Source organism: Kosakonia sp. MUSA4 (assembly GCF_013085925.1).
Lineage (GTDB): Bacteria > Pseudomonadota > Gammaproteobacteria > Enterobacterales > Enterobacteriaceae > Kosakonia > Kosakonia sacchari_B.
In genome coordinates, this window is the sequence record NZ_CP025697.1 from 3,209,869 (window position 1) to 3,236,666 (window position 26,798).

At 49.8% G+C, this 26,798-nt stretch carries 31 protein-coding genes; 26 read left to right on the forward strand and 5 right to left on the reverse strand.

Translation table 11 applies throughout. The features are described from left to right. Positions 1 to 19: 19 nt before the first annotated feature. From C0557_RS15265 to C0557_RS15280, 4 genes are all read right to left on the reverse strand, one after another. Positions 20 to 505, reverse strand: coding sequence for a cyclophilin-like fold protein (locus C0557_RS15265; RefSeq protein WP_046878095.1), 486 nt, complete (start codon positions 503 to 505; stop codon positions 20 to 22). A 35-nt stretch (positions 506 to 540) separates the two neighbouring features. Continuing rightward, on the reverse strand, positions 541 to 1,575 hold the full coding sequence (locus C0557_RS15270) for an alpha/beta hydrolase (protein ID WP_200064664.1): 1,035 nt from the start codon (positions 1,573 to 1,575) through the stop codon (positions 541 to 543). Between the two features lie 88 nt (positions 1,576 to 1,663). Then, positions 1,664 to 2,773, reverse strand: coding sequence for an alpha/beta hydrolase (locus C0557_RS15275; RefSeq protein ID WP_208662966.1), 1,110 nt, complete (start codon positions 2,771 to 2,773; stop codon positions 1,664 to 1,666). A gap of 25 nt (positions 2,774 to 2,798) precedes the next feature. Then, a complete protein-coding gene (locus C0557_RS15280; RefSeq protein ID WP_208659213.1) occupies positions 2,799 to 3,854 on the reverse strand; it encodes an NAD(P)-dependent alcohol dehydrogenase in 1,056 nt (351 codons plus the stop codon). A 260-nt stretch (positions 3,855 to 4,114) separates the two neighbouring features. Between C0557_RS15280 and C0557_RS15285 the strand changes: the two genes are divergently transcribed. The 18 genes from C0557_RS15285 to virB10 all read left to right on the forward strand — a co-directional run bounded on the left by C0557_RS15285 (position 4,115) and on the right by virB10 (position 18,564). After that, positions 4,115 to 5,026, forward strand: coding sequence for a LysR family transcriptional regulator (locus tag C0557_RS15285; protein WP_208662968.1), 912 nt, complete (start codon positions 4,115 to 4,117; stop codon positions 5,024 to 5,026). Between the two features lie 301 nt (positions 5,027 to 5,327). Beyond that, entirely contained in the window at positions 5,328 to 6,443 is a 1,116-nt protein-coding gene (locus tag C0557_RS15290; RefSeq protein WP_208659217.1) for an MBL fold metallo-hydrolase, read from the forward strand. Positions 6,444 to 6,952: 509 nt separating this feature from the next. After that, positions 6,953 to 7,153, forward strand: a complete 201-nt coding sequence (locus C0557_RS27685; RefSeq protein WP_329601843.1) for a hypothetical protein — start codon at positions 6,953 to 6,955, stop codon at positions 7,151 to 7,153. Positions 7,154 to 7,223: 70 nt separating this feature from the next. Beyond that, the gene (locus C0557_RS15295; RefSeq protein WP_371813149.1) at positions 7,224 to 7,850 is read left to right on the forward strand and encodes a hypothetical protein; all 627 of its coding nucleotides are present in this window, start codon (positions 7,224 to 7,226) and stop codon (positions 7,848 to 7,850) included. Positions 7,851 to 8,003: 153 nt separating this feature from the next. After that, positions 8,004 to 8,198, forward strand: coding sequence for an AlpA family transcriptional regulator (locus tag C0557_RS15300; protein ID WP_044723090.1), 195 nt, complete (start codon positions 8,004 to 8,006; stop codon positions 8,196 to 8,198). 16 nt (positions 8,199 to 8,214) lie between these two features. Then, positions 8,215 to 8,799: a DUF2857 domain-containing protein gene (locus tag C0557_RS15305; RefSeq protein WP_208659219.1), complete on the forward strand. Its 585-nt coding sequence runs from the start codon at positions 8,215 to 8,217 to the stop codon at positions 8,797 to 8,799. Further along, positions 8,789 to 8,998 carry a TraR/DksA family transcriptional regulator gene (locus C0557_RS15310; protein ID WP_208659221.1) on the forward strand — a complete coding sequence of 70 codons (210 nt, stop codon included), beginning with the start codon at positions 8,789 to 8,791 and terminating at the stop codon, positions 8,996 to 8,998. The genes C0557_RS15305 and C0557_RS15310 overlap by 11 nt, the downstream gene beginning before the upstream one ends. Positions 8,999 to 9,390: 392 nt before the next feature. After that, entirely contained in the window at positions 9,391 to 9,624 is a 234-nt protein-coding gene (locus C0557_RS15315) for a hypothetical protein (RefSeq protein WP_017346461.1), read from the forward strand. A gap of 77 nt (positions 9,625 to 9,701) precedes the next feature. Then, positions 9,702 to 10,409: a lytic transglycosylase domain-containing protein gene (locus tag C0557_RS15320; RefSeq protein ID WP_208659223.1), complete on the forward strand. Its 708-nt coding sequence runs from the start codon at positions 9,702 to 9,704 to the stop codon at positions 10,407 to 10,409. Beyond that, positions 10,409 to 10,702, forward strand: coding sequence for a TrbC/VirB2 family protein (locus tag C0557_RS15325; protein ID WP_072440280.1), 294 nt, complete (start codon positions 10,409 to 10,411; stop codon positions 10,700 to 10,702). The genes C0557_RS15320 and C0557_RS15325 overlap by 1 nt, the downstream gene beginning before the upstream one ends. Before the next feature lie 10 nt (positions 10,703 to 10,712). Next, entirely contained in the window at positions 10,713 to 13,457 is a 2,745-nt protein-coding gene (locus C0557_RS15330) for a VirB3 family type IV secretion system protein (RefSeq protein WP_208659225.1), read from the forward strand. A gap of 20 nt (positions 13,458 to 13,477) precedes the next feature. Then, on the forward strand, positions 13,478 to 14,182 hold the full coding sequence (locus C0557_RS15335) for a type IV secretion system protein (protein ID WP_208659228.1): 705 nt from the start codon (positions 13,478 to 13,480) through the stop codon (positions 14,180 to 14,182). Positions 14,183 to 14,193: 11 nt separating this feature from the next. Further along, positions 14,194 to 14,418: an EexN family lipoprotein gene (locus tag C0557_RS15340; RefSeq protein WP_208659231.1), complete on the forward strand. Its 225-nt coding sequence runs from the start codon at positions 14,194 to 14,196 to the stop codon at positions 14,416 to 14,418. A gap of 10 nt (positions 14,419 to 14,428) precedes the next feature. Beyond that, positions 14,429 to 15,493 carry a type IV secretion system protein gene (locus C0557_RS15345; protein WP_208659233.1) on the forward strand — a complete coding sequence of 355 codons (1,065 nt, stop codon included), beginning with the start codon at positions 14,429 to 14,431 and terminating at the stop codon, positions 15,491 to 15,493. Between the two features lie 92 nt (positions 15,494 to 15,585). Beyond that, positions 15,586 to 15,723, forward strand: a complete 138-nt coding sequence (locus C0557_RS15350; RefSeq protein ID WP_017346468.1) for a hypothetical protein — start codon at positions 15,586 to 15,588, stop codon at positions 15,721 to 15,723. Beyond that, complete coding sequence (locus C0557_RS15355; protein ID WP_072440286.1) at positions 15,716 to 16,399, forward strand: virB8 family protein; 684 nt, start codon at positions 15,716 to 15,718, stop codon at positions 16,397 to 16,399. Before C0557_RS15350 ends, C0557_RS15355 begins: the two co-directional genes overlap by 8 nt. Then, complete coding sequence (gene virB9, locus C0557_RS15360) at positions 16,399 to 17,310, forward strand: P-type conjugative transfer protein VirB9 (protein ID WP_133122454.1); 912 nt, start codon at positions 16,399 to 16,401, stop codon at positions 17,308 to 17,310. Before C0557_RS15355 ends, virB9 begins: the two co-directional genes overlap by 1 nt. Positions 17,311 to 17,322: 12 nt before the next feature. Next, on the forward strand, positions 17,323 to 18,564 hold the full coding sequence (gene virB10 / locus C0557_RS15365) for a VirB10/TraB/TrbI family type IV secretion system protein (protein ID WP_100630785.1): 1,242 nt from the start codon (positions 17,323 to 17,325) through the stop codon (positions 18,562 to 18,564). Positions 18,565 to 18,873: 309 nt separating this feature from the next. Here the strand turns inward: virB10 and C0557_RS15370 are convergent, their stop codons facing one another. Next, on the reverse strand, positions 18,874 to 19,881 hold the full coding sequence (locus C0557_RS15370; RefSeq protein ID WP_100630787.1) for a hypothetical protein: 1,008 nt from the start codon (positions 19,879 to 19,881) through the stop codon (positions 18,874 to 18,876). A 37-nt stretch (positions 19,882 to 19,918) separates the two neighbouring features. Here C0557_RS15370 and virB11 point away from each other — a divergent pair, with 37 nt between their 5' ends. The 8 genes from virB11 (at position 19,919) to C0557_RS15410 (ending at position 26,400) form a co-directional block, all read left to right on the forward strand. Next, positions 19,919 to 20,938 carry a P-type DNA transfer ATPase VirB11 gene (virB11, locus tag C0557_RS15375; protein WP_208659236.1) on the forward strand — a complete coding sequence of 340 codons (1,020 nt, stop codon included), beginning with the start codon at positions 19,919 to 19,921 and terminating at the stop codon, positions 20,936 to 20,938. Then, on the forward strand, positions 20,935 to 21,333 hold the full coding sequence (locus tag C0557_RS15380; RefSeq protein WP_100630789.1) for a cag pathogenicity island Cag12 family protein: 399 nt from the start codon (positions 20,935 to 20,937) through the stop codon (positions 21,331 to 21,333). The genes virB11 and C0557_RS15380 overlap by 4 nt, the downstream gene beginning before the upstream one ends. Before the next feature lie 48 nt (positions 21,334 to 21,381). Further along, positions 21,382 to 21,684 carry a TrbM/KikA/MpfK family conjugal transfer protein gene (locus tag C0557_RS15385; protein WP_100630790.1) on the forward strand — a complete coding sequence of 101 codons (303 nt, stop codon included), beginning with the start codon at positions 21,382 to 21,384 and terminating at the stop codon, positions 21,682 to 21,684. Between the two features lie 49 nt (positions 21,685 to 21,733). Further along, the gene (locus tag C0557_RS15390) at positions 21,734 to 22,039 is read left to right on the forward strand and encodes a dpoa decarboxylase (RefSeq protein ID WP_100630791.1); all 306 of its coding nucleotides are present in this window, start codon (positions 21,734 to 21,736) and stop codon (positions 22,037 to 22,039) included. 61 nt (positions 22,040 to 22,100) lie between these two features. After that, positions 22,101 to 22,466, forward strand: a complete 366-nt coding sequence (locus tag C0557_RS15395; RefSeq protein ID WP_227521372.1) for a hypothetical protein — start codon at positions 22,101 to 22,103, stop codon at positions 22,464 to 22,466. A 352-nt stretch (positions 22,467 to 22,818) separates the two neighbouring features. Further along, on the forward strand, positions 22,819 to 24,555 hold the full coding sequence (locus C0557_RS15400) for a type IV secretory system conjugative DNA transfer family protein (RefSeq protein WP_208659238.1): 1,737 nt from the start codon (positions 22,819 to 22,821) through the stop codon (positions 24,553 to 24,555). An 8-nt stretch (positions 24,556 to 24,563) separates the two neighbouring features. Continuing rightward, positions 24,564 to 25,367 (forward strand): MobC family replication-relaxation protein, encoded by an 804-nt coding sequence (mobC, locus tag C0557_RS15405; protein WP_208659240.1) that lies wholly within the window; start codon positions 24,564 to 24,566, stop codon positions 25,365 to 25,367. Further along, positions 25,360 to 26,400, forward strand: coding sequence for a site-specific DNA-methyltransferase (locus C0557_RS15410; protein ID WP_208659242.1), 1,041 nt, complete (start codon positions 25,360 to 25,362; stop codon positions 26,398 to 26,400). The genes mobC and C0557_RS15410 overlap by 8 nt, the downstream gene beginning before the upstream one ends. The last annotated feature ends 398 nt before the right edge of the window (positions 26,401 to 26,798 follow it).

A 26,798-nucleotide genomic window follows, 5' to 3' on the forward strand; every position in this document is an offset into this window, starting at 1 on the left:
ATGTTGTTGCTCCTTCGGGCTATTCCGCCCGGGAAAGGGTCATGCTTATCTGACCTGACTGATGAAGTGCTTCAGAACCAGAGAGTATTTTTCCGATTCTAATGACGCCCGAAGCATCCGGCCCCTGACCGCGATAAAACGCGATGTTCCCCCACGGGGCGTAATATGCGATGTCACCTGTCTCACCAGCGGCACTTTCCGGCGCGCCTGCTTCGGAAAGACGGCGCGGCAAAGCATCACTGACTTTTTCCGCACGGCTGTAATCCCGCAGCGTAACGGTCAGCGGCAAAAGAGACAGAAAATCGCGCGCAGTAGGATTGTCATCCAGTTCAGCCGTCATCATCTTTGAGCCTATGGCAATCCGAACTTTCACTCTCTGCTCACTTGCATGGCTGATAGCGGTAGAACTGTCAGCCAGTGTTGACTCCGAGGAACTTGCTGCCCCTGCCATATTCGCCAGGCAGACACTCAGTGCCAGACAGACAACGAAATGTATTTTCATCATTGCTCCTCCCGGATGGAATACGACAGGGTAGCCTCTTACTTAAGGCTGTCTTTAAAGAAGGACGTCAGTTTGGCAAACGGGATAAGGTCAGTACGATCATAGAGATCGACGTGACCGGCACCCGGTACAACAAACAGTTCCTTCGGCTGACCAGCCAGTTTGTAGGCTTCTTCGCTGAATTCGCGGGAGTGCGCCTCAGAACCGGTAATGAACAACATTGGACGCGGGGAAATGGTTTCAATGTCATTGAATGGGTAGAAATTCATAAATTTCACTTCCATTGCATCTTTGCGGAAAGTCGTCGTTTCCGATGAGGCTCCAGCAGGCGTGAACTCACCGCGAGGCGTGCGATAAAAGTCATAAAACTCGCGTTCGATAGCATTGGAATTTGCGGTCAGTTTTAGCGGTGTTCCGTTTCCCCACGGGGTTTTGCCTCCGGTGAATTCCGTATAGCGCTGGTTCGCAGCCTCAACAAGGACCTGCTTACGTTGTTCCAGTGTCTGGGAGTGATTGAGCCCATTACGTTTAGCTCCCCCCATATCGTACATACTGACCGTCGCTACAGCCTTCATACGTGGATCAATCTTGGCCGCGCTAACGACGAAACTGCCACTGCCACAAATTCCGAGCACACCAATACGCTCACGATCTACGATGGGCTGAGTTCCGAGATAATCGACAGCAGCACTGAATGCTTCAGCATAAATATCCGGTGCAACGGCGTTACGTACCTGCCCTTCGCTCTCCCCCCAGAAAGACTGGTCGATAGCCAGGGTAATGAATCCCTGTTCAGCCAATTTCTGGGCGTAAAGATTAGAGCTTTGTTCCTTGACGGCCCCCATTGGGTGCCCCACAACAATGGCTGGGTAACGGGTGCCCTCCTTCAGATTCTTGGGAACAAACAGGTTGCCGACAATCTTCATTTTGTACTGATTGTTGAAAGACACTTTTTGCGTGGTGACCTGCGTGCTTTTATAAAAGTTATCCGCGCCACGAGACATGTCCTGCCCGGTAGCGGTGAATGAAAAGGCACTGGCGACAAAGGCCAGCATCAGCGTTAATGTCTTCAAAATATGTCCTCACTTCGTGTGAAATCGGTTGTGCTATGGCGAGCATATAGAGATCTGAGGTTGCCCTCAGATCGGGTTGCCTGATGACTCAGGCGAGGTGTGTGGTGAAAAAGTCCGTCAGTTTGTCGAACGGAATCACATCGATGCGATCATAAAGATCGGTGTGATTTGCCCCGGGGATGATCATCAGCTCTTTCGGTTGCGCCGCAGCGGCATAGGCGGTTTCGCTGAAGTATCGTGAGTGCGCCTTTTCACCGTGGATAAACAGAACCGGACGTGGAGATATCTCCGCGATATAAGTCAAAATTGGCATGTTCATGAAGGATAACGGTGTGGTTATGGTCCACGCGTTGCCTGAGTTAACCGCCCGTGGATGGTATCCGCGAGGTGTCATGTAATAATTGTGGTAGTCAACCATAAACTGGGCCGCCCCCGCCGTTACCTCTTTGTTATAAGGCGGCTGGTAAGCCGGTGCGCCTTTTTCTGCATCCGCCCAGCGTTGCTGCCCCAGATGCTCCAGTGTCTGCGTGCGCTGTGCAAGGGTAACGCTGTCGTTATAGCCCTTCGACATTACGCGGGTCATGTCATACATGGTACTGGCAACAACCGCTTTTACACGCTTGTCGACGGCAACCGCATTGAGAGCCATCCCACCCCAACCGCACACACCAATGATGCCGATACGCTCACGATCAACAGAAGGGTGTAAGCCGATAAAGTCCACGGCGGCACTAAAATCTTCAGTATTAATATCAGGAGAGGCCACATTGCGCGGTTCTCCACCACTTTCTCCCGTATAAGAGGGATCAAATGCCAGAGTGACAAAACCACGTTCAGCCATGGTTTGTGCATACAACCCGGACGACTGCTCCTTCACGGCACCAAACGGGCCGCTGACGACAATGGCCGCCAGACGTTTACCGGCACGGTTTTTTGGCAGATACAGGTCAGCTGCCAGAGTAATACCGTACCGATTAATAAAGGTGATTTTCTGGTGATCCACTTTGTCACTTTTGGGGAAAACTTTGTCCCATTTCTGCGTCAGTTGCAGGGGGGATTTAGCTGCCACAGGTACGGTTTTGGCAATACCCGAACTCGCTGCCAGTAATGCAGCCGATCCCACAACAGCCCCTTGAAGGAACTTTCTACGGGGAAGGCCGTTTTCCTCAGTCTGGATATCTGCATCAGACTTTTTCATATTCGTTTTCATAAGCAACTCCTTCTTATTCAGCGGCCGCCAGGGTGGCGTTATCAATCACAAAGCGATACTTAACGTCGCCCTTGAGCATACGTTCATAGGATTCATTAATTTGGTCTGCCCGGATGAGCTCGATGTCGGAGACAATGCCGTGCTCAGCACAAAAATCGAGCATTTCCTGCGTTTCTGGAATGCCGCCGATCATCGACCCGGCAATAGCCCGGCGTTTAAAAATCAGGTTAAATACTTCAGGCGAAGGATGTGGCGAGGCCGGTGCCCCGACCAGAGTGAGGGTGCCATCTCGTTTCAGCAGCGTCAGATAAGCATCCAGGCTATGTGGTGCTGCAACGGTATTGACGATCAGGTCAAAGCTTTTGGCATGCACGGCCATTTCTTCTGGATAACGCGATACCACCACTTCATCAGCACCAAGTGCCCTGGCATCATCGCGTTTGACATCAGAAGTTGTAAACGCAACAACATGTGCACCCAGAGCATGCGCCAGCTTGACCCCCATATGGCCTAGCCCACCAATTCCAACAATGCCCACTTTTTTTCCCGGGCCTGCTTGCCAGTGCTTCAGTGGTGACCAGGTTGTAATGCCCGCACATAGCAGAGGAGCGACACCTGCGAGTTGTTCCGCCGGATGGCGAACACGCAATACATAACGTTCATGTACTACGATCTGCCCGGAATATCCCCCTAGTGTCCAGCCAGGCTCATCTGTGGTGGGAAAGTTATACGTACCGACCATCCCGTCACAATAGTTTTCATGACCGGAATCGCACTCTTCGCAGTGACGGCAACTGTCTACAATGCAACCGACCCCGACCAGATCACCAGCGCGGAAACCGTTAACATGCGCCCCGACAGCCTCAACCCGACCGACAATTTCATGGCCTGGCACACAAGGGAACTGAGTACCCGCCCATTCCGCCCGCACCTGATGCAAATCGGAGTGGCAGACTCCGCAGTAAGCAATGGCAATCCGGACATCATGTGCTCCGAGATCACGTCGTGTAATTTGCAACGGCTCCAGCGGACGGTCACCCGATGTAGCCCCATAAGCGTTAACAATCATTTAAGAACCTCCGTTAGCGATTCGGGGTGCAATACCACGTAACAGCGCAGCCGCCTGGCTTTGCCGATTCTGAATCTCTGGTAAGGGGGTCGAAACCATGTCGACGATTAACACCGCTACAGTAGTGTTCGCAAGCCTACTCACATTCTTACCCAACCCCATTGATAGATATTCTTTCATAATCTAATATGATTGATTAGATATTTAATAATTAATGGGCTTATAAACAGCGTTTATTAATTCGATGAGAGAACATGAATATGGCCAGACATAACCTGAATGATCTTCAGGCTTTCTTGATGGTTGCCCGGGAAGGAAGCTTTACGCGGGCAGCAGCCCGACTCGGTGTGACGCAGCCTGCATTAAGCCATGCCATCTCTGGTCTGGAAGCAAGACTAAAGATCCGTTTATTGACGCGAACAACGCGCAGTGTTTCGGTCACAGCAGCCGGAACCCGACTAATGCAGGTTATCGGTCATCGCTTTGATGAAATTGAAGAAGAACTCGATGCGCTGACCGAATTACGAGATAAACCGGCGGGAACGGTAAGGATCACTTGCGGTGATCACGTTCTGAAAACAACACTGCTGCCTAAGCTGATGCCTCTATTGCATAAATATCCGGATATAAAAGTGGAGTTCGATATCAATTACGGATTCAGGGATATCGTTGCCGATCGATTTGACGCCGGGGTACGTTTCAGCGAAACCGTCGATAAGGATATGATTGCCGTCCCGATTGGTAAGGAGGTGCGCATGGCTGCGGTCGCGTCTCCAGCCTATTTTGCCAGTCACCCGAAACCCACAACACCGCGCGACTTGGTGGATCACGAGTGCATCAACATTCGTTTCCCGACATACGGTGGACTTGATGTGTGGGAGTTTGAAAAGAAAGAAAAAAAATTAAAGATCCGTGTCGACGCAAAACTGATTTTTAACACTACGACACACATTGCTGCTGCCGCAGTCGGTGGGATGGGAATTGCTTATCTCCCGGAAGAAGAATTTTCACCGTGGCTTGAAGAAGGTCAATTGATAAGAGTTCTTGACGACTGGTGTCCCCCATTTTCGGGCTATCACCTGTACTACCCCAGCCGACGTCAGACCTCGCCAGCATTCTCTCTTGTTATTGAGGCTCTGCACGTGAAATCTACGGGTATGCAGGAAGAGTAATTTTGCGATTATGGGCTGTTTAAAGAAATAGCCCAGCCCCACTTACAACGTTATCTTGTCAGCCCATTGATTGATAATATTAATTTATAGGCCTTGTAAGTATTCGCTGGCTAGTCAGCCGATATAAGAACGATACAATAAGTGAAATACTTTACTCATTTGCAACCAGGGAGCTTCTCTCCCAGACAGGGGCGTTTTCATGTCAACTATCGTTCTCATTTTCCAACAAAATTTCGTTGTAAAGCAGCCCAATTCTAGCCGGGCTACGACCCGATTAATACAGTCATAGTGGGGAGCGTCTGTGAAACGTTACCTCATTCGAGCTTTAATTGTTTTGTCGATCGCTATCTTGCTCCTGGCAGGTGCCGGATATCTTTATCTGCAGCGCCCCCTATTTGGCATGCTTCCTGGAGAGGAACAGGCAAGACAATTTGAGCATTACTCCCCGAATTATCATGATGGACATTTCGTCAATCAAATTCCGTCGCCGATCCATACTAATGGCAGTACAGAATGGTCCATCTGGAAAGAGGAATTATTTGGTAAAAAAGGGCAGCCACGCCCTGACTCTCCTTTGCCTAACCTTAAAACAGACCTCAAGGCACTTGATATTCAGCAGGATTTATTTGTCTGGCTGGGACATTCCTCATTTTATATCCAACTTGCCGGGAAACGGATTCTGATTGATCCAGTGCTAAGTGAATACGCTTCTCCAGTACCAATAATAAATAGGGCATTTGCTGGTACCAACATTTACAAGGCCGATGATATTCCGCCTATTGATATGCTGCTGATTTCACACGATCATTATGATCACCTGGATTATCCCACCATCAAAGCCCTTCAGCAGGGCGTGAAGGAAGTTATGACAGGTCTTGGCGTTGGGACACATTTTCAAGCGTGGGGATACCCGGAAAATATTGTTCATGAAGCAGACTGGTATGACTCTATTCAGGTGGGTAATGTAGCGATAACCGCGACACCGGCACGCCATTTTTCCGGACGAACATTGTCCCGAGATCAATCCCTGTGGGTGGGTTATGTTATCAAATCAACAGATAGGACGCTGTTCATTAGTGGGGATTCAGGGTATGGGCCTCATTTTGAGGAGCTCGGAAAACGATTTGGTCCATTCGACTGGGTGGCACTCGATAGCGGCCAATACGACCCGAGATGGGCGAACGTGCATATGTCTCCTGAAGAAGCGCTGCAGGCGGCGCGCGATTTGCATGCAAAAGCGTTTACCCCAGACCATATTGGGCGCTTTTCCCTTGCCCCACATGACTGGAATGATCCGATGAGGAGGATCATCAAGAATAATACGTTTGGTCATGCACTGTGGACTCCGGTGATAGGGCAGCCTGTCTATTTTAACCATCCCCCTACCCACTATTCCCCTTGGTGGGATCCGAAATAACTGTAGGTATTACTTATGTTTATTTTTTAAAAGATTGTTCAATTATTGGCTAACATATCCGGGAAATATTATGTCAAAAGATGAGGTAATTGTATACGCACTATAATACATGTAATCATATGAAATTTTTAAATTAAAGCAATGGATGAATGATTAATATATAGGAACTGTGTCAAATTATGACTACAGCCCGCCAACCCCATCTTCTGAAGCGTTATTCTGATTCGATATTTTCATTATCAAACTCGATGAGATTAGTTAGTTGTTTTTTAATAAGAAATAACAAATTAGATAGCAAACATTATTGTTCTTAATAACAATAAACACCCACGTCGCTTATCACCTTACACCAATAGATATCATTGACACATTAAAATTAGTCGACAAAAAAATCACACCGACACCTTACACTTTTTCTAATTTATTACATATCAAACCATTTACCATATGAATTTCATTATCAACAAGAAAATCATTACCCCTTCAATTGAATAATGGAGATCAATATCATGAAGAAAAATAATAACGACATTGCTTTTAATAACAGAATGCCTGACTGGATAACCATCCAAGAGGCTATTGAACTGGCGAGCAAAAGTGTAAAAATATGCGAAAGTGAAATTTACCGCTATGCACTTACAGGAAAAATACAACTATCGATATACTTTCAATCACCAATCGCTTTTAAAAAAAATAAAGATAATAAATAAAAAAATTAGTCTACATTCAATTGGAGATAAACTAATTGACCAACTTTGCTTACTTGATAGAAGTAGTATCATGAATGGCCAAAATTATGTTGTCAGTACTGAAGGTGATTTTATTCATCCTGAAAAGCAGGTTGTTGACACTAGGCTTTTGGGCCATGAATACGTTTTAATCCAAAATTTATTAGCTATTAGCTTAGGCATTCCGCTGCCAATAACTGGATTTTATAATATAAACCATGGTATTTCTGTGAGTCTGGATGGCGATCTTTATCAGGTCTTTGAAAAAATAACATGGCCGCAAAGAATAAAAAACCAATTAGATCTACTAGGGGGCAAGCAACGTTGCAATGAAGTAGAAGTTGTAAAATCATTGGCATATGATAAAAATCCAAAATCGGATTACTTCCCAATATATAACCTTCCCAAAGATGCTTGTTTTGTCATCCTCATCAATGAGGTTGATAAGATAATAAAAATTCACAGCTCATCAGTACAATCATCCTCATCGCGGATCTCGACACCAGTATCTCGCCTGTTATGGCTCGCTTGCAAAAACAATAATTCAATCAGCCCATTACTCAAACAGCCTTACAAACTTCTTTCTATATTTGAGCAGTGGGCCCTTGCTGAAGGCATAACGGACCGGTTAAGTGGTGACACGTTAAAAAATGCACTTGAACGAGGCTCACCTCATTAAATTGTATTCTCTAGGATGGTATCTCATCTGTAGCTTAAAACCCGTATTAAGGATTACGAAATCCTAGATACGGGTTAATAAACTTCCTCTTTATCTTTCTTTGTGCTTATTTGTCATTGCTAGTAATTTCCCTCATTAGCACTGGAGAAATATATGGCATCTCATCAGCTATTACGTCTAAAGCAGGTTGAAATAAAAACTGGTCTGAAACGTTCACAAATTTATCTGTATATGAAAGACGGTACATTTCCTCATTCAATAAAAATTGGGCCAGCCAGTGTCGCTTGGCTCGAATCTGAAATTGATGAATGGATCAACCTTAAATTAGCGAACCGATTAACGCGTTGAAGGGAGATACTTAATTATGATCCCATCACTAAATCACGCAGTATTAACTGAAGTACTGTATGCCCTGAAAGAAGGTAATTTTCGTCACTGCGAAACGCTGGGATTTACTTTTGACGAAATGAACTCACTTAATCAGCTTACCCTTGATCAACTGTTTATTATCAGTCGGACCTCAGATCAGTTCATGAGAGTAACCGTCCATCATGATGCTTTCCAGCAGATTTTGGCGCGGTCCCGTCAGGAAATTCAGCGTCAGCAACAGATGAGTCGGGCCATTAGGCTAGGTGCATCAATTACCCTGTTGAGCCAATATTATGGCCTCACCTCTAATGAAATCTGTTTACGTCGCCGCCTGCTGGGCATCGTAGTTCCTATGGGACGTCCCCCAGTTCCGGATGAGGAGACCGATGCTGAAATCTGGCGGCGATGGCAAAACCATCGGGTGGAAAATCTTCAGTCATTTGAAGCACTGGAAGTGATGATGCAAATCACCGAAGCGCTGTCCTCGCTTGTTGAAAGTCCCTCTCTGAACGTTGTCTGGAGTCGTATATCCCTTTGCGAGAAGGAAAAATCGACCAAGAGGTCAACACATGCCGGATGAAATCGATCGCGATCAGGAATTCAATGAGCAACGACTGGACGAGATGATTGAACAGAGTCGTTTCAAACCGGGTGTAACACCATCACTGTTTCAGTGTTGCGTATGTGGTAAACCCATTCCAGAAAAACGCCGTCAGACGCTGCCGGGTGTGACAACCTGCACGCAATGCAAGGAAAAGCTCGAACGCCGTAGACGTTAATTTTTCTGCAAGACGTGGAGAAGGTATTTCTCTCCACGTCTTTATATATATCTGAAACTCAAAATAGCATCCTATTATATTTTCCTGATACCCATGATTATTTATAATTTCTTAATCCTCACCAGATAAACTCTTTCATTTTTATTTTGAATTTATGGTTCAAAAAATAATTCCAGACCTTCATCCTGAATATGCCGCAACATAATATCCGACCTGATGGGCGTTAACTCGTCCGGGCCGAGTATCGCTCTTTAACAAAATGTATCGGGCTATCACATAACCACAATTCAGGGTGCCGCTGAATGTTCTCGCTGACCCGTTAAAACCGGAATGCAGAATCGGGATGTGACTCGTTTATTTCATTCGTTGTAGTTCTGATGAGAGGATAATTCATGAGAAAACCCATCTACCACGTATTTGTCACCCAGGAAGGCCCGTCTGATATGCAGGGCGAAAAAAACACCTACTGGACCAGGGTTGGTGTGGCATTTGCCCATAACGGCAAACCCGGCCTGAATATTGTCCTGACACCCGGTATTGCGGTTTCCGGCAAACTGGTCCTGCTTGAGCCACGGGAGGATAGCAATCTGCCACAGAGTACGGAGCCAGGCGAAACGGCGCTTTAACCCTTCTTTATTACTCCTTACTCCGCAGCGTGCAGGGGCCACAGCCTGTGCACACTGCCTTCAATTCCGAGGCAATCATGCTTTCCACCACTGCCTTTCTGGCGGCGGCCATGCAGTGTGCCGCCAGCATTCATCCGTCCACTGCACTCGACGTGGCACGGGTGGAATCCGGTTTTAACCCTTATGCCATCGCCGAAATTATCCCGAAGGCCACTCGCTCCCTCGGAGATAATAATATTATCTCCCATCAGCCCGCCAGCCGGGACAAAGCTGAGCTCATTATTCGCCGCCTCGTGACACAAGGCCGCCGTTACTCTGTGGGACTGATGCAAATCACCAGCACCAATTTCCATCATTACGGCGTGACGGCCTCTGACCTGCTTGATCCCTGCACCAATTTGTCCGTTTTTGAACGCATTCTCAGCGACTGCTACCAACGTGGCGGTTCTCTAAAAAGAGCATTGAGCTGCTATTACTCCGGCAATTTCCGTACCGGACAACAGCCTGAAGCAGCTTTTTCCGGGACCAGCTATGTGCAGCGGGTGGGTTATGTTTCGGCGTATCCCCGTTATGCCGTACCAGGCACCCGCGAGAATAAATCCACAACATCGACTCCCCTGGAATCCATTCCTGTTGATAAGCCATCCCCTCCCCGTCTGATCTGGCCGGGGACCGTCGTCCGGGGCGTCCCCGCAAAATTCCGTCAGGGGAAAATCGCCATCGCACAGACCTCCGCGCCGTCAGTACGTCGCAGCCTCTCTCAGTCACCCCGTGAGGAAGAATAATGACACTTTTTCGCAAGCTAAAGACCGCTGTCAGTGCGGTTTCCGTAGGTGTGCTCATGGTTTTTTCTACAACCACGGCCTTTGCCGATGGTTTCACTCGCGCAAATACCGTGATGGAAAAGGTCTCCACCGGTCTTCATGGTCTGGCGGCCATCACCATCACAGTGGCCGTGATCTGGGTGGGCTACAAGACGCTCTGGAAAGGCGAAAGCCTGTCCCAGTGCGCCTACATCATTATTGGCGGGATCCTGATTGGTGGAGGCAGTGAGATCGGCGCACTGCTGATGAGCTGAGAGGTCATCTATGGCAAAGCTGCTCAAAGCAATGAAACGCCCGGCGGCATTGTGGGGGGTGCCGATGGTGCCCCTGCTGGGTGTCACCGGTATCACCATCATCGTCGCTGTCTGGACTTCCGTCGCTTTCCTTGCCCTGCTCCCGGTTGAATTTCTGGTGATGAAATCCGTCACCCGGAATGAGCCCATGCGGTTCAGCCTGATTGCCGTCTGGCTCAGGGCAAGAGGAAAACCGACAGCAAACCGTCTGTTTGGTGCAACAGCGTTTATGCCCGTTGAGCATGATGCTGTTGATATCACGGAGTTTCTCAACGCCATGAAACTGAATCAGTGTGCCACGCTCAGGAAGTACATTCCGTATTCATCGCATATTCATCAGCATGTTGTTCGCTCACCACACAGTGATCTCTACTGCACCTGGGAACTGACAGGGACACCGTTCGATTGCGAATCAGAAGAAACCCTCAGTATTGACCGCAACCAGTTGCACGGACTCATCCGCTCATTCGAGGGGATGCCGGTCACCTTTTATATCCATAACGTGCGGGAGCCGTTTACCGATTCGCTGCATAAGGCATCCGGCAACCCTTACGCCGATGAAATCAGCCGTCTGTATTATGCCTCGCTGGCGGCAGACCCATTTCGCCGTAACCGCCTGTTCCTGACCGTCTGCTACCGTCCGTTTGTTAGCCTGGAAAAGGCCGGACGCAGACGCATGAATGACGGCAAGAAGCTGAAAGAGCTGGACGCTGCGCTGCGGGAAATGCTGGAAATCAAAGGTTCGCTCGATACCGCACTGTCACGCTACGCCGCACGTTCTCTTGGCACGTTCACCGAAAGTCACGCGGTATTCTCCTCCCAGTTATCCTTTTATGAGTACCTGTTGACGCACCAGTGGCGCAAGGTGCGCGTCACCCGCGCTCCTGCGTATTCGATGATGGGGTCGGCGGCGCTGTTCTTTTCCGGGGAGTCCGGGCAGATAAACCACGCCAGCGGTACACGGTATTTCCGAGGGCTGGAAGTGAAGGAGTTCCCGGAGGAGACCGCGACAGGGATGATGGACTCGCTGCTGTATGCCCCCTGCGATTATATAATCACCCAGTCGTACACCTGCATGTCACGTGAAGAAGCCCGCAAGGCCATCAAACGTACCCGACGTCTGTTAATGAGTGCAGATGATGATGCGGTGTCACAGCGACTGGATTTGGATGTGGCGCTTGACCTGCTGACCTCGGGGAAAATCGCCTATGGAAAACACCATTTCTCCATCATGGTGTTTTCCCGCTCGCTGGACAATCTGGTGGCCGATACCAGTGAAATCAGCAATGCCCTGAACAACCTTGGCATTACACCGGTTCCCGCCGCACTTTCGCTTTCAGCCGCGTTTATGGCGCAACTTCCTGGCAATTATCATCTGCGGCCTCGCAAGGGCGAACTGAGCAGCCAGAATTTTGTTGAGCTGGCCGCACTGCACAATTTCTACCCCGGCAAGCGCGATAACGCGCCCTGGGGGGATGCGATGGCCTTACTGCGCACTCCCTCAGGGGATGGTTACTATCTGAACCTGCATAACACGCTGGCGGACAAGGACGAATTCAATGAGAAGAACCCGGCCAGTACCTGCATTCTCGGCACCAACGGTTCAGGTAAAACCATGCTGATGACGTTCCTTGAAAACATGCAGCAGAAATACGGGCGTAAGGACAGCTTTTCCCCCGATGCGAAAACCAAACGACTGACCACCGTTTATCTGGACAAGGATCGGGGCGCGGAGATGAATATTCGGGCACTGGGAGGCCGTTACTACCGCATCACACATGGCGACCCCACGGGGTGGAATCCGTTTTCTATGCCACCGACGAAACGAAATAGCAGTTTCATCAGCCAACTGATGAAACTGCTGTGTACACGTAACGGCGCGACCATCACGCCCCGTGATGAACGCCGTCTGAATGACGCCGTGCTGGCGGTGATGAGTAATGAACCACAGTATCGCATCTATGGGATCACCCGTTTACTGGAGAATCTGCCAGAGCCTGCCACTAGGGAGGCGCAGGAGAACGGTCTGAGTATTCGCCTGTCGCAGTGGGCACAGGGCGGCGAGTTTGGCTGGGTGTTTGATAACGCATCAGACACCTTCGATATCAGCCACTGCGATAACTTCGGCATTGACGGCACGGAGTTTCTGGATGATGCCAACGTCTGTGCGCCGATCTCCTTTTACCTGTTGTACCGCATCACCACTCTGCTCGACGGACGACGACTGGTTATCTTCATGGATGAATTCTGGAAATGGCTGAAGGATCCTATCTTTAATGATTTCGCCTATAACCGGTTGAAAACCATCCGTAAGCTCAACGGGATGCTGGTTGTGGGGACCCAGTCCCCGGCGGAAATCATCAGGGATGAGATTGCGCCCGCCATCATTGAGCAGTGCGGAACACAGATCCTGGCAGCTAACCCCAATGCCGACCGGGCACAATATGTGGACGGGATGAAGTTTGAACCGGAAGTGTTCGATGTGGTGAAAAATCTGGATCCGCAGGCCCGCCAGTATGTGGTCGTGAAAAATCAGTTCAGGCGTGGCGACACAAAACGTTTTGCTGCACGCGTGACGCTCGACCTCTCCGGTATCGGCAGATACACCAGAGTGATGAGCGGTAGCGCTGACAACCTCGAAATCTTTGATTCCCTGTACCGGGAAGGGATGCAGCCGCATGAATGGCTGAATTCCTACCTGGTTCAGGCACTCTGATAATCCAAAGGAGATCCGTGATGAAAAGGCGTTTTCATGCTCTGTTTTTGGCGGGCGTCATCGTGAGCCCGCTGGCGCACGCTGGTATTCCCGTCCTTGTTGATGCTGACCCGCTGCGTGAGCTCGAATGGTTGAAAGAAGCACAGCGCTGGATGCAGACCGCGCAACATTATCAGAGCCAGATCCAGGCGTATAAAGATCAGCTGGCGACGGCCACTGGTGTCCGTGATATCGCTGATTTTGTGGATCAGGCGAAGAGTCTGAAATCGGATCTGGAAAAACTGCGCAAACCGGGCCAGACACTCAATGACCTGCTACTTTCCGGCGGCACCTCCGGACAGTTCGATGCGCTATATGCGAAGTACCGGGTCTTCGATACCTGCAACGCGGAACAGTCAGGAAGTTATGCCAATACCTGCAAACAGTTGGTCATCAACAAAGCGATACAGTTTGAGCAGACTGGCGAGATCCAGGAGCAGGTCAGCCAGACGCTGGGCGAGATTAACGGCCTCTCGAACCGCATCGCACTATCCAAAGACTCAAAGGAGTCTCAGGACCTTGCCAACAGTATTCAGCTAAAATCAGTGATGCTGAACACGCTCACTGACCAGTGGGAAATGAGCGTGAAGGCAGCAGAAAAGCGCGAAAAAGCACTGGAGGATGTGCGTATTAAACAGTGGAATCAGCAACAGTTAACTGCGCCAACCCCTGATTTAAACGGCTAGAGGAGTCTCACATGCGTTTATTAACCTTTTCTATCCTGTCCTTATTATTCATCATCAGTGGCTGCAAAGAAGAAGCCAAAACCACTCAGTGGTACAAAGATCATCCCGATGAGCTAAAAGCGGTGTATGAAAAATGCCAAAAAACCGGCGATGCCTCAGATAACTGTAGAAACGCCAATGAAGCCCATCATCAAATTCAGCAGTTAAATGCCCCCACTCCCGACCTGAACTCATAGTGAGGTTAATATGCCCGGTGGTGTATTTATCGGTGTTGAAAAACACCTGATAGGAGGAGTTACTGACGCCACAAAGGGACTGATGATGTCATATTCTTCCATGATGGTAGGGCTGGCGGCAACGTCAGCCACACTCTATATCATGTGGCGCGGCTACCAGACCCTGGCAGGTAAGCTGTCCACGCCAATGGAAGATGTCATGTGGGACATCATGAGGATGGCAATCATCCTGTCCTTTGTGGCAAATGTCAGCGGTTATCTCGATGGGGTTATTGACGCCATCAATGGCTTAAAGGAGGGGTTTTCCGGCAGCGATAATATCTGGCAGTTACTGGATAGCTTATGGGGTAAAGCGAAAGTATTGGGTAAAACGTTACACGACATGGATAACTCAACGTACATAAAAGATGAGGGCATGACGGCTCAATTTTATGTCTGGCTCGGGATATTCGTATTAATGATTATCACCGCCTTTATTTCAATGATCGCGGAAGTCATGGTTTTACTGCTCAGTATTACCGCCCCCGTCTTTATCTTTTGTCTGCTGTATGGCTTTTTACGCCCCATGTTTAACAACTGGCTGCAAAATGTTTTCGCCGCCATATTAACGGTTCTGTTTTCTGCGTTATCACTGCGCATTGTCGTTAATTATCTAAACTCGCGGTTAGATATTGCAACCCAACTGTCAGCACAATCCAACATTGTGGAGTTAGGCGCACAGGTCTGTCTGGCCGGTGTCTGTGCTGCAATACTGGTCTACCTCTCCGCAAAACTGGCCGGCGCGCTGGCCGGGGCCGGAGCAACCGTCTCCATGCAGGGGCTGGCGGCGGTGGGTATTGGTGCGGCGGCGTTTGGTGCAGGAAAACTGGTAGCAGGGGCCGGTAAGCAGACTACCCGCACCCTTCAGGACAATATTCAGGGCTGGAGAAATGCCAGTGCGGGTAAACCCGGCAGTGGTCCGGGATACAGTGCGGCTCAGGCGCGTAAAAACGCGATTGAGCAGATGATTGCCCGCAACGAAGCCCGGCGACTGGCGCAATCAAGAGAAACGGCCGTTCAAAAATTCCATCGTTAAATCTGTCATCCCTGGTCGAAATCTCCCCGTTACATCCCTTATGAAAACATAGCCGTGTTTTCGTTCCACTGATCTCACTGAGGAAAAATCCCATGAAACGCTTGATTGCGCTGGCTTTGCTGTGCGCGCTTTCCGGCTGTGCACAGTCTCCCCGTCCTCCTGCCTTTGGTGGTCAGGGCATCCCGGTGAACACCCCTCAGATTATGGCGGAGTTAAACAGTCATGAGTGAACAAACCCTCATTGCGGATTCCCGCACCTTTGAGCAGCAGATGATTGAGCGGGACAAACGTGCCACGAAAGCCGGATTTATGGTGGGCGGTGCGGGGCTGCTCCTCGCCGCACTGGCGCTTATCGCCGTAGTGCTGATGTTGCCGCTGAAACAAACGGTCATTGAACTGTACACAGTGGATAATCATACCGGGCGGGTGGAGCACGTCACCCGCGTATCAAAGACCAGCCTGACGGCCGAGGACGCTTATCAGAAGGCGATGACCTCCAGCTACGTCAGACTGCGTGAACGATACGTGTACCCTTCCCTGCAGGACGATTATGCAACAGTACAGGTTTTTAACAGTCCCCCAGTCAACGATGACTACCTGGCGCTGTATGCCGGAAAAGATGCCCCGGACAAGGTCTGGCAGAATGCGGCTCATACCGTGCAAATCGACATCCTGTCAAACCAGATCACCGAAGGCACTGCCCCCGATAAAGTCGCAACTCTCCGATACAAAAAGACTATCCGCCGCCTCGCGGACAACAGCACCCGCACAGAATACTGGGATGCCCGCCTGACGTTCCTCTCCGACCCAGGCAAAGAAATGAGCGATACGGAGCGAGAGATTAACCCGTTCGGTTTTACCGTGACCAGCTGGCAAGCAGACCGTGAAATCCGGGGAGGTGAATAATGAAAAGCATCATCCTTATCGCACTGGCGCTGATGCTGTGCGACACGGCATGGAGCGCGGTCATTCCGCAGGCGAGCCGCTATGATGCCCGCGTTCAGCAGGTTGTCTATAACCCGCTGAACGTTACCGTCGTCAGTACCCGGCCTGGCTTCATGACCACGCTGGTCTTTGACATCGATGAGGCAGTTCTCAGCGCCAGACCCGGTTTTGAGGAGGCATGGGAAGCCACACCGGACGCCAACAGGGTCAACATCCGTCCGGTGGCGCTCGTTCAGGGCGCGCCCGGCGCGGACGGTAATACCACGCAGATGGTTATCCCGCCCAGCAGCCGGGACTGGCACACCAACCTGCTGGTAGTCACCACCCGGCGGCTGTACAACATCGAGCTGAACGTCATCGATGATAAGTCATCGCAACAGCCTGCTTTCCAGGTGAGTTACCGTTATCCGGGCGAAGACAGGGAGAAGGCCAGCCGTGAGACAGCAGCCAGAGCGCTGGAGCGGGAGCAAAAACAGCAGCAGACTGACATTCAGCAGGCCCTGAATGCCGCGCAGACGCCACGCAACTGGGACTACCTCAAATATCCGGGGCGCGACAGCGCCCGGATTGTTCCGGATTTTGCGTATGACGATGGCCGCTTTACGTTCATGGGTTTCTCTCCGGCCAAATCCATCCCCTCCGTAACGAAAGAGCTCAACGGCCAGGAGCATGTGATTAACAGCAGTGTCCGCAGAAAAGGCGACTTCACCGTACTGGTCATTCAGGAGGTCACGCCCCGTCTGGTCCTGCGTTCCGGTAACGCCGTAGTCGGCCTGGAAAATCGTGGATTTGGCAGGGTCCAGGCCGCTGATGGTGCCACGGTTTCTCCACAGGTTGAACGGGTGGAAAAACCTCAACCCACTAACAACTAAGGAGCCATGCAGATGAATGACGAATATCAGCATTCTGTGTCTGATGGAGCCCGACCTTCTCCGGCGCAGGCGGATGACGATATTGCCACGCTGGAGCGCGAGGCCCGTACAAAGCGTGAAGCGGCACTTCTCACAGAGCAGGACGATGAAGAGAATGATCCGCTACAACCCGCCGTCAACAAACTGAAAAAGCGCAGGCGCGGGAAAGCCACCGCTTTTCTGGCGCTCGCCGCCGTTGCGCTGATTGCGCTGGCATGGGCGGGCAACTGGGTATACCGCAATCTGCTCTGGCAACCCGGTGAAGAGAAGCAGCAGGATTCTGCGCCACAGACGAACCGGACAGATTACCGGCAGCGTACCGATCTGGGTACGCAAGATACCGAAGCCGAAGCATCGGTACCGGCGGGAAACAGACCGCGCATTACGATAGCCCCGGAGGCTGAGATGCCGCCTCAACTTAATAAAGCTCATTTTCTGGTTCGTCGCGACAGGTCAGCCGCTGCGACCCAAGCCCCGGCACGGAGCCGCCAGCAGGAGATGACGCAGGCAACCTCTGACGGACAACCGTTAGAAACGTCATCCACTGCCCGGCAAAATACCACTGCGCCACAACCGGAACTCTCTCCTGCAGCGGTCCAGCGTATTCCTTACAACCCGGACCTGTACGTTCCGGAAAATACCGCCATTCCCTGTTCTCTGGATTACCGCTTTGTCTCGGACCGGGCAGGGAAAATCCGCTGCACGATCGCCGAAGATATCTGGAGTGCAAGCGGTAATACGAAACTTATTGAAAAAGGGACTGCGGCTTCAGGCGTTTACCAGACTGGCGCAGCGACAGGAATGGCGCACGGACAGGAACGCGCCTTTCTCATCATCACAAAACTGCGTACCCGCCAGCCCCCTTACCTTGATATTCCGCTGGTCGATACCCGTGCTGCCGGAGAACTGGGCGAGGCTGGCGTTGACGGCTGGATCGACACGCATTTCAGAGAGCGATTCGGCGGCGCATTACTGGTTGGTATGCTCCCTGATATTGGTGCATGGGCATCCAACAGTGCTGGTCAGAAAGATCGTAATACGGACTATACCGAAAACAGCCGTCAGGCCATGGCGGATATGGCACGTACCACGCTGGAAAACAGCATCAATATCCCACCGACCCTCGACAAAAATCAGGGGGAGATCATCAATCTGATCACAGGGCGGGATATTGATTTTTCCGGCATCTATACGCTGAGGTTGAAGAGTGAATAATCGAAAGTTTCTGTTTGGCGTCACCGCGACAGACGTCATCGTCAGGGACGATTACAACAATGCCGTAGTCAACGACGTAATGTCACACCTTACCGGGATCAGGAGAATAGTCATGACATGTTATCGTGCCGGGGGCACATTGACAGAGCTCATCATTGACTTTGGGGAAGAACAAACGTTCTGCCTCACCATCGGTGAAGGTTCTCTGGATGTACCGCCTTTTACCTCAGACGATATCCGGCTGGCACATAAGCAGATATCGCTGCCTGACATCACCGATATTATCATTCTTGTGACGACATTAGCCCGCTATGCCGGACTGTCCCCCTCCTGCTCCGAGGATGGAGAATCATCTACCCTGCTGGAGTTCAGCTCGTAGTAAATCGCCAGTTGGCGCAGCTTTGATATTTCAAGGTTGATAACGGATTTTCCTGCGCTATTTTCCCTTTCAAAAACAACCGGATTGAGCAGAAATACACGGAAATACCTGACGTTCTCTGTGTCCAAAATTTCATCGATATAATGACCAAATCGCCCTTTCGCCATCAGATCTTTACTGACATACAGGCGAACAGGTTTACCCTCATATTTATCAAAGAAATTAATAAGAAAACCCCGGCCATACCGATGCATCAGGGTCCCACCGCCATAGATGACGCCCGCGTAGGGGTTAGTCAATCCTCGCTGAATATGCGTTATATATTCATGAAGATAGACCTGACCGTGATGCATGATCCTGAGTCTCAATGCCCTGAACTCATCCTGAGGCAGCGTTTCTTTCGCTTCCTGCCATGTGTCGATCAGTCGCTGCAGCTGGTTGGTTCGCGTATAGCGACTCCAGCGTGGCTCTTCATCTGCACCGGACTTTTCATCATCCCCGACAGGTTTTTTTACATGAGCGGGAGTGGCAAGCTTCAGGGGATCAGCTGGCTCACCCTCAGGATCATCAATCGAAGGGTCAAAGCAGTTGATATAGTCCGTCAGCTTTTGCTTTGCTTTTCTTTCCGTGAAATCAGCCTCTGATTCGTCCGGCCGTCTGTCCTGATCGGCATCCTCGGTGAACGCGATCCATTCACATCCGAACTTGTGAGGATGGGGGGAACGGAAGTGTGCAGCCCTGAATTTTTCGCCATCCTCAGCTTTGACGTGATAGTTAACGCCGCTAATGGTGACATTACAGTTGCGATCGCTACAGGAAAAAGTGAACCGCTTTCTTTCTTCCGGCTTTCTGGAAAAAAATTCCGTTCGCGCTTCATCAATGGACAAGCAGCGCCCCATTTCATGGCAATAAGCGAACAGTACCTTCGTCTTAGACATGCTCCCTCCACACATTTATCCGCTCCAAGGATATCACATGAAAAACCTCTCTCTCGACCGCTATAAGCAGCGATTTTTTGGCGATTTTCTGGATCACCGAGGACTGACAGAGATCGCCGTCAACCGCCCGGGTGAGCTATTCACCAAAATTGATGGCATCTGGGAACAGCATACTGTTCCGCTGGATTATGAGGGCTGCTACAACTTTGCCAGATGCCTGGCGAAGCATCACGGCGACAATATCGAAGATATCAAGCCAGGGCTGTCAGCCACGCTGGAATCCGGCGAACGTTGTCAGGTTATAGTGCCCCCGGCCTGCGAACGTAACACGGTGTCTATTACCCTGCGTAAACCCTCACAGGTGCAAATCCCGCATCAGGACTATATCGCCGCCGGGTTTTATAACCGGGTAACGGGCACGGAAAAAACGCATACGCACGATCAGGAATTACTGGCCTTATATAATGCGAAGGACATTCCGCGCTTTATGGAGAAATGTGTGGAATACGGTAAAACCATTGCGGTGGCCGGGGAAACCAGTACCGGGAAAACCACCTATATGAAGATGCTGATTGGTTATATCCCACTTCATCTGCGTATTACGACTATTGAAGATAACCCAGAAATCACCTTATTTATTCATAAAAACTACGTCCACCTTTTTTATCCGTCGGAATCGGCAGATGAAAAAGGGTCAATTGTAACGCCCGCCAGCCTGCTGCGCTGGAATTACCGCATGAATCCCGACCGCATACTATTAACCGAAGTACGCGGCGGTGAGGCCTGGGATTTTCTTAAGATAACCGCTTCCGGCCATGAAGGCAGTATGACCTCTATCCATGCCGGTTCGGCAATGGAAGCGGTAGACGGGTTTATTACCCGCTGTTATGAAAACCCGCAATGTGCCCGACTCCCATACACCTTCATGTTACGCAAGGTACTGGACAGTCTGGACGTTATCGTGAGTATCGACCTGGACGGTAATGTGCGCCGGATGAATGATATTTATTTCCGGCCACTGCACCGCAGCGCCTTTTTTGAGGAGATGAAAGCATGATGAAGGTTATCAATATGCTGCTATTTTCGTTGGTACTTTCCGGCTGTTCTTCACCCCCGCTACCGGTTCCTGTTGAATGGGATAAACCGGGCCAGTCAGTCAATACCGGTTTACCGCAATGGCGAGACAACCCGGTTATTATTCCTTCTCCAATGATTAAAGATAAATGGTTATTATCCATTCACGCACGGAATTTTAATGAGACACACTGGACGCCCGCCGTATTTTACGCGGTCGCCCACTCTGCGCGTATTGTTGTTGCTGCAACATCAGGCGCAGAATTCTTTACTGCAAAAGACTGGCTACGTCAATATGGTGCAAAAGGCGTTATTGAATATCAGCTAGTCTCTGGATGCCTGACATGCAGCGACACCCGCATTTATTTCTCGTATTAAATCTTCCCCCTCACATCCTGAAATTTACCTCACCGTAAGGACGTCATCATGAAATATTCTATTATTGCGGCGGCAGTGCTGTGCATTGCTGCCGGGACGCCTGTTTATTCTTTCGCTACTGACCCGTGCGAAGTGGTGCTTTGTATGTATGGTAAAGCAACCGGAAACAATGGAGGAAGTGAATGTCGTTCTGCGGAACGTGCTTTCTTTAATATCGTCAAAAAGAATAAACACGGTTTTTTACCCAATCACACACTGAATGCCAGAAAAGCTTTATTGGGAGAATGTGCCAGTGCTGACCCGGAGGCGGTGAATAAAATCCTGTCCAGGTTTGGCAGGGTCAGAGGCTAATACAACACTGCCGTTATCTTAATGTATTTCCCTGCATGGAGAAACAAAAGTGGATAAAGAAGACCTGTTTATTGCCAACATTCACTCAACGCATCACGACAGAATATCTGTCACGTGTATCTATGATTTTCTGTCAAAAGAAGCCAATCATGGATGTGGGCTTTATTACGAGATATATGAGAGCCGATTTATCGGTTTATTGCGGCATCATCTGTCACAGCTTAATAAATCGGACGCAGAGAAGCTCAGGCGGTATGCCGAAAGTCAGGGAACGAAAGCCGATGATGAAACGTACCGTGCGGCATTAAACGCTGAACGGGTATGTCGGGCTGAAATAGCCCGCGAACAGATGTGAATGATAAACATTGATAATGTATCGAACGACACCACAAACTGACAGACGGCGATTTTAAAGCATGCTTATTTTGGCTTCAATTTCGGAGAAATTGTTAAGCCGTAAAATAAGTATGTGGAGCGCGGACAGAAAATTAAATTTCGCAGAAATTGCTAATTTTCAGGCACCGCGCCCACCTGCGAACATTCGCCCAAAGCGAATTGAGCAGGCCGGGGGGAGCCGAATAAATTTCGCCGCCCCAGCGAGCGAAAAGCTGTCGCCCACGACAGCGGTTTATTTGGGGGGCAAAGCCCCGCACACCGTCAAGCCAGGTAATATTTACCGCCCCAGCGGGGAATATTGCCGATCAGGCGCGACCAACCCCTTTAAAGCAGCGTTCCCGTTTTTTGGAGCTTGCGAGAAAAAACAGGCGAAACGCGCGTCTTAAAGGGGTTGGTCGCGCGTAGCGGGCGACGGTGTGCCGCCGTTGACCTCGGGGGTTTTGGCGCGGCGTCCAGCCGCGACATTACCCCCATGTGACATGCAGTGAGAGCGTCCAGCCCGAGCGTAATGTCACACGCCGTTGCCCGTCATTCGCGCGTTTCAGGGGACTGACGACCATGCGTCGGCTGTTTTCTGAAAGCGTGGATCACGGGCATGAGCGTCGGAGACGTTCAGTGCTCTTCATCCGTTTATGGGCGTCCTCAATAGGCGTCGCGCGTGGGCGTGGGGTTTAACGCCCATCGGTGACGCCCATGTGATGCGCACATCACACCGAAATCAGACCGGAGATCACTGCAATGGGAACTCATCTGATGCAAAGGCTGAATGCCTTTACGGATGCCTTTTCTTTTTTTCTGCTCTGGCTGCAACATAACCCGGTAATATTATCCATATTTGCCGGGCTGACGCTGCCATTCATCTTTCATCTGCCACGTGAAGAAAGAAAAAACTCCCCCTTCTGGTTAAAAATGGTAGCGGGTGTATCCACCTTCTTTCTCATTTTTGGCACCCTGTCACCGCTGACCATTCAGGGGCTGAGTTTTTTCTTTAAAGTACTCAACAATAACATTCTACTCAGATTACCACTCTGGACACTGACAGTCGGATTTACGCTGGCAGGTCTGGCTTTTCATATTACAGCCCGAAGGCTGCTGGCGGGTGAAATAGACAGTTTAAAACACAGGATGATTAAAAAAAGTAAACTGGAAAGAAATGTCAGAACGGATGTTCGTGAAGTCAGGGACATGTTACCTGACAGCATTGCGTATAATCCTCTGGATTATATTGACCTGAATAAAGGTATCTTTATCGGGCTGGATAAAGATGATCAGCCGCAATATATCACCCCCGAAGAATTTCAAACTCAACACGCCGACCTTATCGGCACCACAGGTTCAGGTAAAGGTGTCAGTGCCTGTGTGCTGCTTTATCAGGCAATACTTTCAGGTGAAGGCGTATTTGTCGAAGATCCTAAAAATGATGAATGGGCACCGCATGTACTGCGGGAAGCTTGTCAGAAAGCGAATAAACAGTTTGTTCTTATTAACCTGAATGACCTTAATTTCCAGCTTGATTTACTGGCTGATATTTCTCATGAACAACTGGAGGAGCTGTTTAATGCCGGTTTCAGCCTGGGTAAAAAAGGCGAAGGTGCTGACTTTTACCGTATCGCCGACCGTCGCGCAGCCAGAAATACGGCAGCTATTTATGAAAAGGGAATGACGTTACGCGACTTATTTAACACTGACTTTGTTAAATCCATCAGTGAAGATGTGCCTGCTTTTTATGGCGAGCTTGAGGAAATCGCTTTAGTGAATTCCATTAATGCCAGTAAGGGATTTTCATTAAAGACAATATTTGATGAGGGCGGCGGCTGTTACATCATTGGCTCGATGCGTAATCAGAAAATCATTTCGGCGCAACGCATGATTTTAACCCGCCTGATTCAGATGGCCGAAACGCGGGATCGAATCAAAGGCAAACCTCGCCCTGTCGCTATTTTCCTTGATGAACTTAAGTATCACCTGTCCCGCCCTGCGCTTGAGGGGCTTGGCGCCGCGCGGGACAAAGGTGTGCATATCATCATGGCCCATCAGTCGGTTAAAGATTTATATGACTGTCCGGCAGATCTGGAAGGTGACGCCGTTGCCGGTTCAGTGATTGAGAACTGCAAGTTTATGCTGGTTTATCGCCTTCGCGATCCGGATACCGCCGACTGGGTGGCAAGGATGACCGGCTCTATTCTGGTTGACGATGAAATGTGGAAAGTGAAAACAGATATATCCCTGACGGAGAAGATGGAAACGGACAGAATGATCCGCCAGGCGGAACGCTATTATATCGACAGCAATATGCTGCTCAATTTGCCGAAGTTTGTCGGTTTTGTTTTTACCCAGAATGATCTGGCGAAGGCAACCAAACTATTCCATATACCGGCGAAAAAGCAATATATCGACCTACTTTCGTTTGAACATAAACAATGCCTGCATACCGAAAAAGAAAGTCAGATCCACAAACCTTCCATTAACCTGTGAGGTTATCAATGCTTATTCATAACGTTGCTGAAAGAAATGAAGCCGCAAAACGGAGAATGCGGGCATTGCTGTATTTTCTCAAGGAAGAAACCTTCTCTGATTTCCGGACCTTAAAAAGAGTTGTCGGCTATAAAGGGAAACATAACCATGCGATGTATAACCTGCTTAATAAAGCGGTTGCGATGGGCTTCCTGAATAAACATAAATACCTGGTATTGACCGGAAAAAAATCATTGTGGGGGATCACCATGCAGGGACTGGCAATGGTGGTTAGCGCTAATGACAAGGTTTTCCCCGCCTATTTTGAGCCAGGCAAACTCAAAAACTCGACACTGGAGCATCGCCTGTTAAACCAACGGGTCAGGATCGCCCTTGAGGAAAAAGGTGGCACAGACTGGCTTAACGGCGACCGGGGAGAGTTTATGGCGCGGTACCCAGGTATCCGGCACCGACCCGACGGCATTATTACCTTAAGCAGCGGTGCCATCGTCGCAGTGGAAACAGAACGGTCAATGAAAACCCGCGCCCGTTACATCAGCATTATTGGCAGTCATCTGGCAGCCAGCGACGCCGGTCGCTGGCACTATGCCATGTATGTGATGCCGGATAATAAAACTAAAGAATCGCTGGTCAGGCTGTTTGTCAGTATCAGAACGGTAATGAGAAACGGTGTTCCTGTTTCGTTTGATGCGAAGCAACGCGAGATGTTCCTGTTCCGCACCCTTGATGAACTGGAAAATAGTGTCAGTGATAAACAGGGGGCCCCCTCTTCATCAGTTGGTGACGATGTCGGGAGGGAACGCCATGCATGACATTTTGAACCATGGCGACTGCCTAGACGTTCTGCGCAGCATGCCGGACAACTCTGTGGACAGCATAGTGACCGACCCGCCATATGGTATTAAATTCATGGGGAAAACGTGGGACTATGATGTCCCTTCACAAGCCATCTGGGAAGCGTGTCTGCGCGTACTTAAACCCGGTGGTCATTTGCTGTCTTTCGCGGGATCCCGTACTCAACACCGGATGGCAGCGCGTATTGAGGATGCGGGCTTTGAAATACGTGACATGATCGTATTTCTCTACGAGACCAGCAATGCTGCTCAGGTCCTCATTGAAAGTTTGTCGCCGGACCAGCTCAAATTACTGGACACAGCATTTGGACGTGACGGAATGCTAAGCTGGGTATACAGCTCGGGTTTTCCTAAATCTCACCACGCATTAAAGCCCGCACTGGAGCCAATTACCCTTGCCCGTAAGCCATTCAGGGGGTCTAAAGCTTCGAACGTATGTGTGTATGGTACCGGCGCGCTGAACATCAGCGAATGCCGGATCCCTCTGACAGAAGGGGAATCACCCTATAATTATCCAAATGGGCCGGGTGGCTCTGAGCCCAACCATATGTGGCGAGGCAGAAGTAAAGGTGATGGCGGTATCGCCAGACAAGGAAATCCTAATGGTCGCTGGCCTGCCAACCTTATCCATGATGGCAGTGATGCAGTACTTGCTATGTTCCCGGATACCTCTCAGCAGGCAGAAATTAGTAGCGCCAGTCGGTTCTTTTATTGTGCAAAAGCCAGCAAAAAAGATCGCGGTGAGGATAACAATCATATGTGTGTGAAGCCCACAAAACTGATGCGTTACCTTTGCCGTCTGGTTACTCCCACGGGAGGCACTGTACTTGATCCTTTTATGGGGAGTGGAAGCACCGGCAAAGCTGCGGCGATGGAAGGTTTCTGTTTCATCGGTATTGAGCGCGAAGCAGATTATGTGAACATTGCTCGCAGGCGTATCGCGGCAGTACGGGGTTCCATGATTCGTTCTGGTGATGCAGAACACAATTAATAGTTGAAGTCGGGTTAGATGCCTTTAAACGCGTGTTAGCTCAGATTTGGGCTAACATTTTTATGGCTCAGGGCATAACCTCATCTGACAGGCAGCATTGTGCCAAGCGGACATTGCTAACTCGCATACTGCGTAGGGAGTAAGCCAATTGAACTGATGTTATCTGGTTCTCATTTTCTGACTACAAAGAGCATTCTGTAGGATACTAGGAGGGATAATTTCGAAGATTTCTATGAAGATGCTTATTCAAGATCGCTAAACAGCTGCGCCTAACACAGCTACACTTGCCGTTTACTGATAGGTGGCATGTTGCGTATGTGCAACACATCTCAAGCACCATGTAGCACAGTCAGACAGAGGAAATGGCCCTGATGCCTTGCACTGTATGGGCTGGCCAA

Excerpts from the sequence above, each read along its gene's own strand:
- C0557_RS15265 (WP_046878095.1), bottom strand. The coding sequence starts at position 505 with ATGATGAAAATACATTTCGTTGTCTGTCTGGCACTGAGTGTCTGCCTG.
- C0557_RS15275 (WP_208662966.1), bottom strand. The coding sequence starts at position 2,773 with ATGAAAAAGTCTGATGCAGATATCCAGACTGAGGAAAACGGCCTTCCC.
- C0557_RS15280 (WP_208659213.1), bottom strand. The coding sequence starts at position 3,854 with ATGATTGTTAACGCTTATGGGGCTACATCGGGTGACCGTCCGCTGGAG.
- C0557_RS15285 (WP_208662968.1), top strand. The coding sequence starts at position 4,115 with ATGGCCAGACATAACCTGAATGATCTTCAGGCTTTCTTGATGGTTGCC.
- C0557_RS27685 (WP_329601843.1), top strand. The coding sequence starts at position 6,953 with ATGAAGAAAAATAATAACGACATTGCTTTTAATAACAGAATGCCTGAC.
- C0557_RS15295 (WP_371813149.1), top strand. The coding sequence starts at position 7,224 with ATGAATGGCCAAAATTATGTTGTCAGTACTGAAGGTGATTTTATTCAT.
- C0557_RS15300 (WP_044723090.1), top strand. The coding sequence starts at position 8,004 with ATGGCATCTCATCAGCTATTACGTCTAAAGCAGGTTGAAATAAAAACT.
- C0557_RS15305 (WP_208659219.1), top strand. The coding sequence starts at position 8,215 with ATGATCCCATCACTAAATCACGCAGTATTAACTGAAGTACTGTATGCC.
- C0557_RS15310 (WP_208659221.1), top strand. The coding sequence starts at position 8,789 with ATGCCGGATGAAATCGATCGCGATCAGGAATTCAATGAGCAACGACTG.
- C0557_RS15315 (WP_017346461.1), top strand. The coding sequence starts at position 9,391 with ATGAGAAAACCCATCTACCACGTATTTGTCACCCAGGAAGGCCCGTCT.
- C0557_RS15320 (WP_208659223.1), top strand. The coding sequence starts at position 9,702 with ATGCTTTCCACCACTGCCTTTCTGGCGGCGGCCATGCAGTGTGCCGCC.
- C0557_RS15325 (WP_072440280.1), top strand. The coding sequence starts at position 10,409 with ATGACACTTTTTCGCAAGCTAAAGACCGCTGTCAGTGCGGTTTCCGTA.
- C0557_RS15330 (WP_208659225.1), top strand. The coding sequence starts at position 10,713 with ATGGCAAAGCTGCTCAAAGCAATGAAACGCCCGGCGGCATTGTGGGGG.
- C0557_RS15335 (WP_208659228.1), top strand. The coding sequence starts at position 13,478 with ATGAAAAGGCGTTTTCATGCTCTGTTTTTGGCGGGCGTCATCGTGAGC.
- C0557_RS15340 (WP_208659231.1), top strand. The coding sequence starts at position 14,194 with ATGCGTTTATTAACCTTTTCTATCCTGTCCTTATTATTCATCATCAGT.
- C0557_RS15345 (WP_208659233.1), top strand. The coding sequence starts at position 14,429 with ATGCCCGGTGGTGTATTTATCGGTGTTGAAAAACACCTGATAGGAGGA.
- C0557_RS15350 (WP_017346468.1), top strand. The coding sequence starts at position 15,586 with ATGAAACGCTTGATTGCGCTGGCTTTGCTGTGCGCGCTTTCCGGCTGT.
- C0557_RS15355 (WP_072440286.1), top strand. The coding sequence starts at position 15,716 with ATGAGTGAACAAACCCTCATTGCGGATTCCCGCACCTTTGAGCAGCAG.
- virB9 (WP_133122454.1), top strand. The coding sequence starts at position 16,399 with ATGAAAAGCATCATCCTTATCGCACTGGCGCTGATGCTGTGCGACACG.
- virB10 (WP_100630785.1), top strand. The coding sequence starts at position 17,323 with ATGAATGACGAATATCAGCATTCTGTGTCTGATGGAGCCCGACCTTCT.
- C0557_RS15370 (WP_100630787.1), bottom strand. The coding sequence starts at position 19,881 with ATGTCTAAGACGAAGGTACTGTTCGCTTATTGCCATGAAATGGGGCGC.
- virB11 (WP_208659236.1), top strand. The coding sequence starts at position 19,919 with ATGAAAAACCTCTCTCTCGACCGCTATAAGCAGCGATTTTTTGGCGAT.
- C0557_RS15380 (WP_100630789.1), top strand. The coding sequence starts at position 20,935 with ATGATGAAGGTTATCAATATGCTGCTATTTTCGTTGGTACTTTCCGGC.
- C0557_RS15385 (WP_100630790.1), top strand. The coding sequence starts at position 21,382 with ATGAAATATTCTATTATTGCGGCGGCAGTGCTGTGCATTGCTGCCGGG.
- C0557_RS15395 (WP_227521372.1), top strand. The coding sequence starts at position 22,101 with ATGCTTATTTTGGCTTCAATTTCGGAGAAATTGTTAAGCCGTAAAATA.
- C0557_RS15400 (WP_208659238.1), top strand. The coding sequence starts at position 22,819 with ATGGGAACTCATCTGATGCAAAGGCTGAATGCCTTTACGGATGCCTTT.
- mobC (WP_208659240.1), top strand. The coding sequence starts at position 24,564 with ATGCTTATTCATAACGTTGCTGAAAGAAATGAAGCCGCAAAACGGAGA.
- C0557_RS15410 (WP_208659242.1), top strand. The coding sequence starts at position 25,360 with ATGCATGACATTTTGAACCATGGCGACTGCCTAGACGTTCTGCGCAGC.